Origin of the sequence: Niallia endozanthoxylica (assembly GCF_008710145.1) — a bacterium.
GTDB classification, from domain to species: Bacteria; Bacillota; Bacilli; order Bacillales; family Cytobacillaceae; genus Bacillus_BD; species Bacillus_BD endozanthoxylica.
In genome coordinates this window covers 312,601-327,230 of record NZ_VYKL01000010.1, presented here as the reverse complement: position 1 = coordinate 327,230, position 14,630 = coordinate 312,601, and the positions used below count along the sequence as shown (strand labels likewise).

General features: G+C 37.8%; 12 protein-coding genes. 2 read left to right on the top strand and 10 right to left on the bottom strand.

What is annotated here, in order from left to right:
* Window positions 1-980: 980 nt before the first annotated feature.
* Window positions 981-1,169, bottom strand: coding sequence for a Fur-regulated basic protein FbpA (locus tag F4V44_RS04990; RefSeq protein WP_150438878.1), 189 nt, complete (start codon window positions 1,167-1,169; stop codon window positions 981-983).
* Window positions 1,170-1,501: 332 nt separating this feature from the next.
* Here F4V44_RS04990 and F4V44_RS04985 point away from each other — a divergent pair, with 332 nt between their 5' ends.
* The gene (locus F4V44_RS04985; RefSeq protein ID WP_150438877.1) at window positions 1,502-2,374 is read left to right on the top strand and encodes an amidohydrolase family protein; all 873 of its coding nucleotides are present in this window, start codon (window positions 1,502-1,504) and stop codon (window positions 2,372-2,374) included.
* 152 nt (window positions 2,375-2,526) lie between these two features.
* Here F4V44_RS04985 and F4V44_RS04980 read toward each other — a convergent pair whose 3' ends face one another.
* Complete coding sequence (locus F4V44_RS04980) at window positions 2,527-4,749, bottom strand: helix-turn-helix domain-containing protein (protein ID WP_223881799.1); 2,223 nt, start codon at window positions 4,747-4,749, stop codon at window positions 2,527-2,529.
* 224 nt (window positions 4,750-4,973) lie between these two features.
* On the bottom strand, window positions 4,974-6,320 hold the full coding sequence (locus F4V44_RS04975) for an MFS transporter (protein ID WP_150438875.1): 1,347 nt from the start codon (window positions 6,318-6,320) through the stop codon (window positions 4,974-4,976).
* Between the two features lie 551 nt (window positions 6,321-6,871).
* Here F4V44_RS04975 and F4V44_RS04970 point away from each other — a divergent pair.
* Window positions 6,872-8,308: a PQQ-dependent sugar dehydrogenase gene (locus tag F4V44_RS04970; protein WP_150438874.1), complete on the top strand. Its 1,437-nt coding sequence runs from the start codon at window positions 6,872-6,874 to the stop codon at window positions 8,306-8,308.
* A 40-nt stretch (window positions 8,309-8,348) separates the two neighbouring features.
* Here F4V44_RS04970 and F4V44_RS04965 read toward each other — a convergent pair whose 3' ends face one another.
* From F4V44_RS04965 to F4V44_RS04935, 7 genes are all read right to left on the bottom strand, one after another.
* Window positions 8,349-8,909: a YybS family protein gene (locus tag F4V44_RS04965; protein ID WP_150438873.1), complete on the bottom strand. Its 561-nt coding sequence runs from the start codon at window positions 8,907-8,909 to the stop codon at window positions 8,349-8,351.
* 139 nt (window positions 8,910-9,048) lie between these two features.
* The gene (locus tag F4V44_RS04960) at window positions 9,049-9,804 is read right to left on the bottom strand and encodes a class I SAM-dependent methyltransferase (RefSeq protein ID WP_150438905.1); all 756 of its coding nucleotides are present in this window, start codon (window positions 9,802-9,804) and stop codon (window positions 9,049-9,051) included.
* A 218-nt stretch (window positions 9,805-10,022) separates the two neighbouring features.
* Window positions 10,023-10,904, bottom strand: coding sequence for a biphenyl-2,3-diol 1,2-dioxygenase (bphC, locus tag F4V44_RS04955; RefSeq protein ID WP_150438872.1), 882 nt, complete (start codon window positions 10,902-10,904; stop codon window positions 10,023-10,025).
* Between the two features lie 79 nt (window positions 10,905-10,983).
* Window positions 10,984-11,313 (bottom strand): non-heme iron oxygenase ferredoxin subunit, encoded by a 330-nt coding sequence (locus F4V44_RS04950; RefSeq protein WP_150438871.1) that lies wholly within the window; start codon window positions 11,311-11,313, stop codon window positions 10,984-10,986.
* Window positions 11,314-11,362: 49 nt separating this feature from the next.
* Window positions 11,363-12,208 (bottom strand): FAD synthetase family protein, encoded by an 846-nt coding sequence (locus tag F4V44_RS04945; protein WP_150438870.1) that lies wholly within the window; start codon window positions 12,206-12,208, stop codon window positions 11,363-11,365.
* Between the two features lie 92 nt (window positions 12,209-12,300).
* Complete coding sequence (locus F4V44_RS04940) at window positions 12,301-13,482, bottom strand: acyl-CoA dehydrogenase family protein (protein ID WP_150438869.1); 1,182 nt, start codon at window positions 13,480-13,482, stop codon at window positions 12,301-12,303.
* 102 nt (window positions 13,483-13,584) lie between these two features.
* Entirely contained in the window at window positions 13,585-14,433 is an 849-nt protein-coding gene (locus tag F4V44_RS04935; RefSeq protein ID WP_150438868.1) for an alpha/beta fold hydrolase, read from the bottom strand.
* Between the last annotated feature and the right edge of the window lie 197 nt (window positions 14,434-14,630).

Genomic DNA, 14,630 nt, shown 5'->3' with positions numbered 1-14,630 from the left:
TTGTATAACTAGCACGAAACGGAGTTTTTAAGGTTCGATACACGTTCCCACCTCCTAACATTTGGTATATATCTATTATAACAAACAGAACATTTGTTTGCACATAGATTCAAATGCTTTTAGGGAAAAATTCCCCAGATACAAAGTAGAGAAGGTCGAAAATCGAAGAATACAGAGAGCAGGCTTTACAGGGACAAGCGTGGCCATTACATCACGTATCCTAGTGAGTCATACAAATAGATCAATCTGAAAGGTGGCGAGTTTCCCTATCATAATAATCATTGGCAATATGTCGAGAATCTTTAGGCTATCGCCTAACCGAAATTCATCTCCCACCTACTCACTATCGTTCCTTGAGGATGGGAGACTTCTTTCGGAAATCAGTTAAAATTGGAAAAGTTGAAAAGTGATTTTTATGAAGAAAAAGGAAGAATTTGTTTTGGCTCAAAAAACTATTCCAAAAACAGTTAATCTTGAAGAAAACAGCCTGACTTTTAAACAGTGGAAAAAGGAATGGAAAAAAAAACAGAGATGCCCAATTTACTTTTATTGGATTAAAGGACGAAACATACGGGAATCAATTGTGTACGTATGATTTAGAGAATAACCTTAGAATTCGAGTGTTTTTAAAAGATGAAGAGGTGTTTGGCAACTACGCTACCCTTACACATGTAGAGTTTGGTTACGGACAAAAAAATATAGATAAGATAAGGCAAAAAAGAGTATTTTGTATATGGCTCTTGAAAAGTATTGAATCCATGATTTTGATATTTGGCTGCCCACCGATGTAACATCGTTTTACTCACACGATACTTTTCGTCTATCATTCTTAACGATTCCACACCATCGAGATAGGATTTAACCGCTGCTAATTTAGTTTCTAAAGAATATTTCTTCATAAATAACTGCACCCCAATTGTTAGTTTTTGTGTCTAACAATTGGGGTGCAGTTCAGAAACTGTCTCCTTGTTTCAATTTATTTACGTCCATCTTATAGAACCAAATTCACCATGCGGATGGTATTGGGATTGATACTTTCTGTATTCACGTTCTAATATAGAAAGCGGCAATTCATAAAGCTGTTTGCCATTAATTTTAAACACACTATATCCAAAAAGTTTATCGATTAGTTTTTCTCGTCTTTTTTCCACACTATTTCTCGTTCTCATTTGAACCTCTCCCTTGAACATGGTTGTTTTCATTTCGTTAGATGCTTGCTATTGATCTTTTCAGGTTATATTCAAAATCACTTTAATTAATCCGATTAATTTCATATGTTTTATTAGTTATAATTTTAAACCTTATAATCCCTACCTGTCAAGTATGTTTTAATAAAAACTGCAGTGTCCAAGAAACAGTCCTCTTTTGGATATCCAAAATAATTCATTTGTCATTGCTCTTAAAACCTTCAAATGATGATATCATGATTCATATAGTTTTTTAGAACTTGAGAGGTGCGTTCATTAGTTTACGAAGAGAATATGATGTGTTAGAGGAGAAGATGAATGTGATCATTGATTGCCATTTTCATATAGACGAAACAATGTTGACACTAGAAAAAATGATAGAAGGTATGGACCAACATCATGTAGCGAAAACAGCCTTGATTGCGCCAATGAACGAAACGATGTTTGAAGTAGACAGCACCATTCATCATAGGATACAAAACCTATTCCGCTTCCTCATCCTGCATGTCCCTCCTATCGGTTTTCCTATTTATGATGGACTCGTTCGTGATGGCCTGTTCAACCTTTATGGACAGTCATACAAAATCTTTCCGAAACCAAAGAATGATCTGGTCGCTGCGGCCATCCATCGATTCCCAGATCGTTTTCTAGGATGGGCAGCCGTGAATCCTACGATTCCCGAATCCATAGAAGAAGTCGAACACTATCTCAAACAACCCGATTTTATTGGAGTCAAGGCACATCCCTTCATGCACCAATATTCAATTCGAGCACTTGATCCTGTTGCAGCCATGTGTGAAGCAAAAGGAATTCCCATCATTATTCATCTATCATCAGAAAAAGAGTCTTATAAATATTTGCCGGAGCACTACCCTAAACTGAAGGTCATTTATGCACACGCCGGTCTCCCTTTTTGGCGAAAACTATGGACATTCGCAAAGAATCAACGGAATGTATATGTTGACACCTCCAGCGATTATCTGACCCCATCCATTGTACAGGAAGCCGTGGATGCATTAGGTTATCGGAAGGTTCTTTATGGCTGCGATGGCCCGTATGGGATGAAACAATTTAACCAATATGATTATGGAGATAAGCGAAGCTGGATTGATTCACTTCACATTCCTGATCATCAAAAGGAATACATACTAGGTAAAAATTTTTTAGAATTGATTGATAGATTCTAGGCCTATTTTTGGTGAATGGACCTGTCCCCTTTACTCTAAATCTTTACTCATTTTAGTAAAAAGAGAAAAGAAAACAAATAGAGAAGCTAGTAATCTGCTACATTTAGATTACTAGCTTCTCTATTTTTTGTATTAAACGAAGACCTTGCACCTTAAGAAGGAGCCATGTTACCTATATATAAGTCATATAATTTATACGCCATCATTAAATTAAATCGACACTCTGAATCAGTAATATCCATATCAAGTAAATGACTTATTTTTTCAAGCCGATAAAGAAGAGAACTTCGATGAATATACAATTCTTCCGTTGTTTCTTTAATACTGCCATTATTCTCAAGATAGACTCGTAAGGTATGGAACAAATCCATCCCTTTCGTACCCTTCCCTTCTGAATATTGAAGCAGAGGGGCCAGATTCTTTTGAATAAACAAGTGAGTGGTTTGTGAGTCGTTTAATTCATGTAAGATTGTATAAGGTCCTAATTCATCAAATAAAGCAAAACCAATATCATGAAAACGATTGACCACTACGTTCAATGCTTTTAATGCTTGCATATAACAGGCATAGTAATTACCTAATGTTTTGGTTTTTCCACCCACAGTGATATAAACCTGACATTTTTCACTGTGCATGTCAACCAAATTTTTAACATATTGATATAATTTAGACCAATATACTTTTGGCTTATTATCCTCTTTATTTTCCGGAGCAATCAGGACCCATTCGCCATTTTTGTTAGCCATTTTTATTTCTGGATGACGGTGTGCGATTTTTGCTTTTATTTGTTCCCAAACCCTCGATTTCTCCGCTTCTACTTCCAATACATTCATATTCATCTCTTCATTTTTGATAGATAAGGAGAGTACAGCCACTCGATGCGGCAGAAACAGGTCCCAATCGAACAAATTCGCATATTGAATAATACTTTCTGTATCCTCTATTTTCTCAACCAGTAATTTATTCATAAAACTGTCTTTTACTTGCTCACTAGAGTCTAAAGCAATCTTTTGCTTTATAAATTGGATAGAATAAACATTTCGAGTTAAATTAATCGTTAGACGATTAAAATCATTCATTTCTTTATCGGTTACATCAACCACTAAATACCCTAATAAATTGCCTGAACCATTAATTGCCCAGGTTGCCACTTTCCTCCCATTATTAGGATTAGGTGTAAAATGCGACCCTGTACCCTGTTGACCTTGAATCATTTTATAGGTGGCAAGTTCCACAAGTTGATGGAGCTCCTCTTCATCAATCTGGTAAAGTTTAAATGAAAGGGGTCTCATAAAGCGGTCTACTAGGATAACAGAAGTTGAAAGAAGATGACTTAATCTATCTGTAATTCCATCAAATTGATCTCCCTCAACCGTTTCCTTTACAAGAGACTGCTGGTAATCCAGTAAGTGATGAAGTCTTTGTTTATGCTCTTTTTCATTTCTATACAAACGAGCATTTTCTAACATAACAGCTACATGATTCGATAAAAAGCCCAGTGTTTCCAAATCATCTTGTGTAAAAATGCTTCCATTATGATTTTCAATGTATAAAACTCCAATTATTTTTAAGTTAATGACTAAAGGAATCGTTAATTGATGCCCTCCTGGGGTTTCTACGTAAGGAAAGTAATGCTTCAACTCGTAATTCTTATCAACGACAATCTTATGCGCCGGTTCCATTCCGCCATATGATGGGGGCTGAAAGATAAAGCAGTTGTCACTTTCATCATAAAAATAGATACAAGCCACACTAGCCCCTACTAATTTCCCTGCCCCTTTCACTAACTTGGCAACTGCGTCATCAACAGAAAGTTCTAATGAAGAGTGTTGGTTAATCCACTGGACTCCTAGCATTCTCGTTTTCTGTAATTCTTTACTTCTTGATATAGTGATGGCTGCAGCAACATCTTTTCCAAACTCATCAAAAGATTGTTCCATTTCTGGGATGAGCTTTATCGGCTGAAGATAACCAACAATGAAAAATCCAATCGAATTCCATTCGCTCATCAATGGAACCGTAAACCACGTGGAGACTTTTTCATTGATCCATAAATTTGTAAACTCGCATGAAGAATGTCCTTCAGAAGCATCAAACATCAAACTTTTCACTAATAGACTAGGGTTGCAAAGATCCATCCTAATAGGAAAACGTTCGGTTATAGAAGGTAAAGCGCCGCTCCATACCTTTGGAATCAAATGATCTCCGTCCTTTACAAGAATGCCGACAAAGTCACAGGAAAATTCCAAACGAAATGAATCAGATAAAAAGTTCAATGTTTCTTCTTCTGTATCAAACTTAATCAGTTGTCGAGAGGTTTGTCGAAGATGATTGTCCCAGTCCTTTACTAGTTTTTCCTTAATTGTAAGTTCCATTGTCACCTCTCCTTTAAACGCTGATAGTTATAACAAATAATGAACCCATCTACTAAATGATATATTCTGTACTCTAATAGACTCTATTATCTTTGATAAGTTCGAATGTTATTAAAAAATGATACTATTTCATCAAAGGGAATTCTTAGAAATATAGTAAGCCGCTGTCTCATTAAAAATCCCCTTTAAACGAATGGTTTAAGGGGATTCCTAACGCAAACAGATTAGCTAACTCGTTCAGAATCCGAAAGCTTTTCTGTCTGACGGTAATAAGCATGCTTCTCTTGAACTAAGATAATAGAAAGTGTTCCTAGTACTCCAGCAATAGCAATAACCATGAAATTTAGTTGAACAGCAAGATTTAGAGACATTAACATCCCCACAAGTACTGGAGAGACAATTCCACCCACTCGGCCAAAAGCCATCATAATACCTAATCCTGTCGATCTCATTTCTGGTGGATAGTATTGTGACACAAGCGGGAAGATGAGAACATGAATACCTATTGATGCTGCTCCAATAATTCCCACTAATACATAGGCTAATAGGATGCTTTTTGTTACAGAAACAAACACCAATGCAATAGAACCAGCAAGGTAAATCGGAACAAGAACCTTTTTGAATCCATATTTTTCCATTAAAGAACCGCCGACAATGCAGGCAATAATGGCTCCGACATTTAATATAGCTAAGAACAATAAACTAGATTCTAAGTTATAACCCGCTTGAATCATTAATTTCGTCAGCCATGTATTCATTGCATAAATAAGGATAAAGCAGCAGAATGATGCTACCCAAAACATGATGGTACTGAAACCGCGTTTATCTTTAAATAAGGAACCGATAGCTGATTTCTTTTGTTTGTCTACAGCAATCTGTTCAAAAACAACGTTATCAGAAATATGTTCATTCGGAACGGCTTTTTTAAGAATCGCTCGAATTTGCGCATGTTTTCCTTGTTTAACAAGAATCTGTAATGATTCAGGTACTGATTTGATAAGAACGGGAGTTAATACAAGCATGATTGCTGCTAACCAATAAAGCGGCTGCCATCCCATAGAGCCAATAATCGATTTACTTAATAGAGCGACAGACATCGATCCAACAGAGTAACCACAAAATACCGTAGCGATCATCGCACTTCTGATTTTCTTTGGTGCAAATTCTGTCGTTAAAGCAACCACATTCGGCATAACTCCGCCAAGTCCAAGTCCTGCAATCACGCGGCAAACCGTAAATAATACGGGTTCCGTTGCAAAGCCTGCCAAAACGGTAAATGAACTGAAAATAACCACACTAATGACCGTAATTTTCTTTGGGCCCACTTTATCAGCCATGAGTCCAAATATAAAAGCACCCACAACCGTACCAATTACCGTGTAACTTCCAATAGCACCAGCAGCGACTGTTGAAAGGGACCACTCTTCCATCAATACTGGAACAATGGCACCATAAACCGCCGTATCATACCCATCAAACAAAATAACCACAAAAAGCAAGAAAAGCATATTAAAATGATAGCGGTTAAAGGTTCCCTTGTCGTAAATCTCATTGGCATTCATTATTTTCATAAAAAGCCTCCTCTGTTATCTTCATTTGGTGCTCTGTTCATGATGAATGTTGAAAATGACCCATGGGACAATCGAGTTTCAGCATGATTAACAGGCTGAACATATGTCCTAGAGGAATTTGGACTATCAACACTCCTATTTAACAGAGCATAATTTTAATAATTTTTTATATTCTGAAAATGGCGGACAGAATGTCTTTCTATCGTCATTACCCTCCCTTTCGTTTTGCTAACGCTTTCATATATTCAATTTACAGTTTTTTTCGTATAAAATCCTCATCGCTTATGTAGGAAAGATTAGGCTTATTTTCATTAAATTTGCGGTTGCTTATTATAATGGTTACTGAAAATAGTAAAAATTCATCTATTTCTGAAAGATGCTTATTTACCTTTCCTTTAGCAATAAGATTATCCGCTCAAAAAATAGAATTCCCCCCTTGTCATTATTCATTGAGGAACGAGATACCATTAAATTTTAGAAGCTTGGGGACTAATAGAAATGTTCTAAACATATTCTTCTAAAGGAAAATAATGAGAAGGAGTGTATCATTTTTGATGAAAGTGAAAATTGGTTTACAGCCTATTGTTAGCAGGATTAATTTACCCACTGTTTTGAAAACAGCTATCCTGCCTGGTGACTCTATGGAAAGATTATTTATTGCCACCCAGCTTGGAGAGATTTTTTATATAGGAAACGGGGATTTAAGGACTTTTTTAGATATCCGTGCTCGAGTCATAAAATTAGGTGGTTCCGGTGGATATGATGAACGGGGATTACTGGGTTTAGCGTTTCATCCTGGATTCTATTATAATGGTCTGTTTTATCTTCATTATTCCGCAGCTGGAACACAAGGTCCAGGTGCCCTTCCTGGCGGCTTTACCCCTGACCCGTGTAACCCTGAAACGTTAAACTTAAGGTGGACAAATAGGGAGACTCAATATGATCATATAGATACGGTTGAAGAGTGGATTTTACCATCGAATGGGCAGCCTCGTATACGACGCACCTTGCTTCATTTAAGAAGACCTTTTTCCAATCATAACGGTGTCAATAGCTTAAATTTTTCACCTGAAACAGGTAAGCTTGTCCTCACAACCGGTGATGGCGGGTCGGGCTATGATCCCTTTAATCTAAGCCAAGATGATATGGAGATTGCCGGTAAAATCATTGAAATCGATGTAGCGAAGAATACATTTATCAATAATCCACCGGCTGTTACACGTTTTCATGAACTCCCCTTACCGGCTCAGGAGACACTTACGGTAATGGCTAAAGGAGTTCGCAATATACCCGGCATTTCCTTTCAAAGGTACAATAATCAGTATATTAAATTCGTGGGAAATGTTGGACAGGAGTTGGTAGAGTCCATTTTTTCATTTGTTCACTACAAACCTATACCGGTTACGCAGCTTGTTCAGGCTTCTAACAGGAACTCTAGAATGAACCATGAAGGATTGATTAACCTTGGCTGGCGCGGGTGGGAAGGTGATTTTCCTACTATGATTCTTAATGGCTGCTCGGCAAATCCGGCTTTAGATAAGAAAGATATTGCCTTTTTCAATGAAGCAGTAAAAACTTCCGTGAGGCGTCTTCCGCCGTTAACTAGTTATCTTCATAAGGATCAAAGGCCCGATAAGTTTGGCGGAACTGCACTTACCGGCGTACAAGCCTATATGGGAAATGGAATCCCCGCTTTAACGGGAAGTGTTGTATTTACCGACCTTGCTCAGAAGAAAGAATCTCAACGTCAGAATAGAGGAGTTTTAGCTTATACCAGGGTAAGAACAGATGGCAAACCAAATGATTATCGTGTGATTGAAACGGATGATCACTATGGATCTCAATCAGCCTATTATGTTAGTTTAGGAAGTAATCTCAATCAAACCAGACTGTATTTAGGAGTCCATGGTTCAATGAAAGTGACCGACTTTAACCAAGGAGCGGTTTTTGAATTAGTGGGACATCAGGACCGCGGACCGATGTATTAGTCAAATGGGGACAAACCTATCCCCTTAGTCCTTTGAAAAATCAGGAAGAGGAACTTTTAATCCTTTTAAAAAAGAATAAACCTATTTCAACCCACAACAGGCTATAAAGGAAAGAAAATAAAAATATACTTCCTGCGGTGTGAAAGGAATAAGAATCCGATACCGCTGAACCAAGAACGGGAAAGTGAAAAATATATAGCAGGATCATCATTCCTAGAGTTAAGCAGGTGGCGCCAATAGAAATAATGGTTAATCTCTTCTTGAAAAAGGAAAAAGCTGCGCCTATTCCAATCCCTAACAAGCCAGTTGTAAACGGAAAAATGACTAGTTCACTTGGAAACAGAATGAAGAGCAACAGGATGGTTAGAACATAAGACAGCACCCCCATCTGAAAGGAAAGCATCGCGCCAATCAGAATAGGCAAAGTGGCAAATGGACTGACAAAGTATCCAATCCCTGGCAATAATTCTCCTGCCCCTTGAAGGATAACAGCCATACAAGAAAGAAAGGACCCTAAAACTAGTCTCTTCGCTTTTGTCTGTTTGCGAAATTCAAATTGGGCCATTCGAACATCATCTGAAATGGATCTAAAAAAATACACCAGGCCACCTCATTTCAATTGGTTTATAAATATAGCATATTAACCATTGATTAGAGGTGGAACTTTTGAAGAAACAAACCACTGGGGAATTGAGGACCGGTTCTCGCGTTTCAACTGTAGATATTAAGAAGATAAATCATTACACTTTACCCAAGTAGCTTCTTGTTATATTTGGAATAATTATTTTCCCATTGTTACTATACTTTTCAAATACATTCGATAAGGCAGTAATGAAGGGCTGGTACTCCTTGTCGGTCTTTTTTGGGGAAAAGGAAGCGGATAAGTACCTGCCTAAAAATCCAATTAAATGAAACGGTAAGTCATTGCGAAAGTAGTTAAACTCATACTTTCCATCTTTAAAAAATTGCTGAAATGGAATCGGGTTTTCCTCCATACCTCCGCTGAAACCTTTAAAATTTGGACAGTATTTATAACAAACATCAGCACTTTCCTTGTTTATATCGCTTGACACATCCCGGCTATTCCACACAAGGGCTACTTGCGCATCATGTTTCAAAATCCGCTGACATTCCAATCTAAACTTCTCCATGTCGAACCAGTGAAATGCCTGTGCTACTGTTATTAAATCTAGACTATGATTATTTAGAGTTGTGTGTTCAGCCGTGGCTTTCACTGAAATAAAACGGGAATCAGGCTTTAAAGTTTGTTCTGCCACTGTTCTCATATGATCATTTGGTTCCACTCCGATTACGGTAAATCCCCTTTCAAGAAGCTGCTTACTTAAAATTCCAGTCCCCGAACCTATATCCGCAATCACACAATCCTCATTTAAGCCAGCCTCAGAAATTAAATATTCAATATATTCAAGAGGGTAGCTTGGACGATATTTTGCATATACCTCAGCTTTGTCTGTGAATGTATCTGTTGATTTCATCAAACCACCTTCTCCTATTGTAACCTAATTTCCTTATAACGTTTTATTACATAAAATGCCTTGATTATTTAAAAAAGCTAATGACACATGTTTATATTATTATTTACATTACCAAATGAACTATTTCGGACTTATCTTCAGAGAAACACGAGGACGGTTCCATTTCATTTTTTGGAGCTTACTCTCCATTAATGAAACGTGAGAACCGTCCCCGTATTTCAAACTTTTAAAGTTTGCTTGAGCGGCTTATGTCCCCATGCACTGATGGTGTCATGTCTTACTACACTCCAAGCTTCATCAATCGGTCTGCCATCCCACCCATACTCGACTTCAATTCCAGATGGTGTCATCGCATAGAAAGATATCATATGATCATTGCTATGTTTTCCAAGTGATAGAGTAATAGCATCCTCTTTATCAAGACGGTCGTAAGCATGTCCCACATCATCCAGTGACTTCACTTCAAACATGAAATGCTGAATTCGCTTCGGCATTGGCATACTTGCAAGGGCAAGCGTATGATGACGTCCGTTACAGTGTAAGAAATAGATGGGAATCACCACTGGTCCTACGCTCATCTCAATAATGTCGGATAACTTAAAGCCTAAGATTTCCGTATAGAATGACATAGCCTCCTGTACATCTGGAACGTTGCGCACAATATGCCCTAACCCTTGTTCACTAGTAAGGAAACCTGACACTCCTGCTGGCGACACAAATGGTCTATTAAAAGCCTCGGTTGCACCGTAGTAGATTTCGATTGGTAAGCCATATGGATCTGTTAATGAAATGATATCTAGTACGCCGCGTTGTTTTGCTAATTCAATATCCCCTGTCTTTACTTCTATTCCATTATTAATCAACTTCTCCGTCAGTTGTTCTAAACTTTGAGCATTGGCTACTTCAAACCCAATATAAGAGACATCATCTTCTTGACCATAATCCACGGCAATTCTCCATGCTCTAGAATCTAAGCGAAAGAGGGCTGTTTCATTGTTACTTTCCACTTCTTCTAAACCCAACCCGCTTGTTAATAGTTGACTCCAAGCTGGAACGTCTTTTACCGAAAAACCTAAATACCCTAATTGTTTAATAGTCATTTTAATCAACCTTCCTTTTTTAGACTTTATTTTTATTTATAGAAACGATTTATCTGTCTTTCCTATTTTTATGCTTAGCCTATTCCGCAATGTATCCTTCATCAAAAGCAACATAAACATCTTCCCCTTCAACAAGAGCCGGATATTTTTTCAGCGGCCGGTTGGGCGGTAATGATGTGACCTTTCCTGTATGAACACAAAATTTCCCCATATGCAAGGGACATACAACGGCGTCACCTTCCAAATACCCAATTTCTGAAAGTGACCAGAGTCCATGAGAACAGAGGTCCTGTATGGCAAATACTTTCCCATTCACTTTGAAGACGGCTACACTAGCCTCTCCATTCTCCACCTTTAAACCTTTATTTTCTGGTATATTCTGTAACGTACATACTTTTGTAAAAGCCATCCCCATCTCACTCTTTCTATTAAATTCCCATCCTTATAACCCTCTAAATTTATAAAGATGATAAAGAGATCTTCTCAGACAAGCTTAAATGATTTTCCCCTATCATGCGCTGAAGCCAAACAATGGAAAGCCTCCCTGTCATCAAGTTTGAAATCTCTGACAAACATGTTAACGATAAACCATCTACTGTTTCTGATACGATCATTTTTGTTTGGATGGACTCCGTTTTATTTTTTAAAATAACCTCATAGCAACCGGGGGCAGGAAGTGTGTAGTATGGCAGCATTTCTAATGCATTCCCGTCCCATACACTTTCCACTTCGTAAGGCCTTCCTAGAAGAGATGGTAATTCTTCTACATACCCTTTCATCAAATTTTCCCGAATGAGGGTTGAACTTATTTTCACTCCATGAAACTCTAATTTTTTCACTTTTGTTACATCAATGAGTCCAAAGGAATCCTTTTGTAATCGACCCATATGTCCGGTACCCTTGTAGCCATAAGAAAAATCAAAACCAGCGACTGCATGAACAATACCAAGATCCAGCAAGTATTGAGCTACAAATTGGGCAGGGAGAAGAGAAGCAAATTCTTTAGTAAATTCAACGATATAGAATGTATCGACACCAAGTGCACGGAGCCTTTCCTCCTTTTCAGACAAAGGCATGAGATAGTTCACTTGTTTTTTTCCATTAGAAATCACTTCCTTTGGATGAGGAAAAAAGCTCATTACCGAAAGCGAAAGATTTTTCCTTTTAGCTATTTGTGAAGCCGTTCGAATCACTTCCTGGTGCCCTTTATGAATCCCATCAAAGAAACCTAAAGCTGCGACACTCCGTTTTGCTTTCCCTTGCCAATAAGCCAAACTATCTTGGTTTAAATAAATCGTTTCCATGCAATCTCCTTTCCTACATCGCCATTCCATTCTCTTGGTTTATTATTTTTTGCATCAGACTAAAATTTTGAGCCTGATGCAATATAAACTCATTAACCATTCCGTGTTGTTTCGTAACCAAAGAGATTTTTACCATAATCTGCTACGGCATCTTCGTATAACGCAGTAATATGAGTCGCAACAGCTAAAATATCTCTCGTCATTAATTCCACAATGTCACCTTTAGAAAGCGCTGCTCCTCCTAGTGTTAAAAGGATTCTATTCGCTATTTCTGTGCAATGTTTGATAGCTGTTGCCCTGATAGCAAAAAACTCCTCAGGTGGTGTTGGATTTTCCTCATCATAATTTTCTAACAAATCAATATAATGATTGACTAATAACTCTGCTTGTTTATACTTCATCGTTAGTTCTGAAAGCACTCTTTGGCTGCGTGGAGATTCTTTTTCAGGTGTTCCATCAATACGAATCCGTTTTTCCGTACGCTCTTTAAATTCCTTTAACAGACGCTCTGCTCCGCCAAGTGCGATGTTTTGGAACCCAATATAGAAAGCAGAGAAAAATGGTTTATGGTAAAATGGATAATCCCTATCATAGTGATCAAACGGCGGGCGTTTCCTTTCTACCGCTACTCGATCTAAACGCAGGATTCGCTCAATGGGTACATACACATGATCAGCAATGACCGAGTTGCTTCCGGAACCTCGTAATCCAAAAGTATCCCAGTTATTTAAAATTTCCACTTCAGATGTTTTCATAAGCGGCATACAAAACTCAGGACCTGTGCTATCCGGTAATTCCATGATGACCCCAAGACCAATCCATTCACTATGCAGAACACCGCTGGCAAAATGCCATTTTCCTGATATGCGATATCCATCGCCATCCTTCTCAGCTTTTCCTACAGGAGCAAAGACATCAACGATTAACCCTTCTGATGCCGCAATTTCATCCATCCCTTTTTCCGGAAGATAAGACGGAAGCGAATTATGAAGCGGATATAGATAAGTCAACCATCCTGCTGAAATATTATGATAAGAAACTTTTCGAATAATTTGTGCAAATGTTCTTAGATCAATTTGAGGGCCGCCATATTTCTTCGGAAGCAACATGCGTGAGATTTGAGTTTCTTTTATTAAATTGACAACGTTTTCAGAAATGGTCCGATTTTGCTCGGCATCTAGCGCTTCCTGTTCTGCCAATTGACCGATTCTTTCAGCCCCCGCTAATAATTGTTCAACCGTACTATGTTCTGTTTTTAATAACTCATTTGACATAGTAACCCCCCTTTTTTAATAATATTATGAATATTGAAAATATTTTAGTTAGATATATACCAGGCTTTAAGTCAGCCTGGCATATACGAATGTTTAACTATATCAATCTAATTTCCCTTCAAAAAACTGTGTTAATAGATTTAAGAATATTTCACGCTTTTCAATTTGCATCCAATGGCCGCAGCCTTTAATCAAATGTAGCTGAGCGTTTGGCAGATGCTGAAGCAATGATAAACTGCTTTCTTTTGCAACAAATCGGTCTTCCACGCCATGAAGTAATAGAAATGGTTGTTCCATTTGTCTTAACGCATTTGGAGGAATCACACTCTCCCCTGGCATGGTTGGGAATGCATTACTCATATAAGACTTTCTAATTTCAGGGCGCATGACGTTTTCATAACGCTCGTTTATAACCGTTTCTAGTTCTTCTCCCAAACTCTTTTGGTCATGAACAAACCAAGTGGTTAAATTCTTTAATGCCGAATACGTTGGATTTTTATAAAACCCTACCATTCTCGCTATCTCAGGGGTTGGAGCCGCTTCTCCCCCTCCACTGCCCATTAATAGTACTTTTTCAAATCGTTCTGGTGCCGTCATCACTAAGTTCATTGAAATGACACCACCCATTGAATTTCCGACAAGCTTTGCTTTTTCGATATTTAAATAATCCATTAACTCTAAAACCTGCTCCACTCGGCAATGAGTCCACTCCCAAAAACTCTTTGGCGGTGTCTCAGGGTGATCAGAGTTGCCAAATCCGTAATAGTCAGGAGCAATCACATGATAGCGATCCGTTAATGCAGGAAGAATATTTCGCCAATTGGTCTCTGAATTGGCTCCCGGTCCTGAACCATGAAGGAAAATAATCATTTCGGAGTTTGATTCCCCACCTTCACAGAAAAATGTATTGTATTTTCCAGTATTGATTTTTTTAGTCTGATATGAACCCATTAGATAAAACTCCTTTCTCATGTATAGATCTTGAACCTTATATTTGAATTCGCTTTCAAAAGATTTATTGAAGCCATCATTAACTCAGGTTCTACCTAAATAATATAAATTTCTGAATCCTTTGAATATAATAAAAAACTGTTAAAATACAATCCTTTTTAGTAAATTTTTTTTGGTGCATCTATACGTTAAATGGT

What these genes read in the sequence shown, in the direction of transcription:
- F4V44_RS04990 (WP_150438878.1), bottom strand. Translation starts at nt 1,169, where the DNA reads ATGAGAACGAGAAATAGTGTGGAAAAAAGACGAGAAAAACTAATCGAT.
- F4V44_RS04985 (WP_150438877.1), top strand. Translation starts at nt 1,502, where the DNA reads ATGAATGTGATCATTGATTGCCATTTTCATATAGACGAAACAATGTTG.
- F4V44_RS04980 (WP_223881799.1), bottom strand. Translation starts at nt 4,749, where the DNA reads ATGGAACTTACAATTAAGGAAAAACTAGTAAAGGACTGGGACAATCAT.
- F4V44_RS04975 (WP_150438875.1), bottom strand. Translation starts at nt 6,320, where the DNA reads ATGAAAATAATGAATGCCAATGAGATTTACGACAAGGGAACCTTTAAC.
- F4V44_RS04960 (WP_150438905.1), bottom strand. Translation starts at nt 9,804, where the DNA reads ATGAAATCAACAGATACATTCACAGACAAAGCTGAGGTATATGCAAAA.
- bphC (WP_150438872.1), bottom strand. Translation starts at nt 10,904, where the DNA reads ATGACTATTAAACAATTAGGGTATTTAGGTTTTTCGGTAAAAGACGTT.
- F4V44_RS04950 (WP_150438871.1), bottom strand. Translation starts at nt 11,313, where the DNA reads ATGGCTTTTACAAAAGTATGTACGTTACAGAATATACCAGAAAATAAA.
- F4V44_RS04945 (WP_150438870.1), bottom strand. Translation starts at nt 12,208, where the DNA reads ATGGAAACGATTTATTTAAACCAAGATAGTTTGGCTTATTGGCAAGGG.
- F4V44_RS04940 (WP_150438869.1), bottom strand. Translation starts at nt 13,482, where the DNA reads ATGTCAAATGAGTTATTAAAAACAGAACATAGTACGGTTGAACAATTA.
- F4V44_RS04935 (WP_150438868.1), bottom strand. Translation starts at nt 14,433, where the DNA reads ATGGGTTCATATCAGACTAAAAAAATCAATACTGGAAAATACAATACA.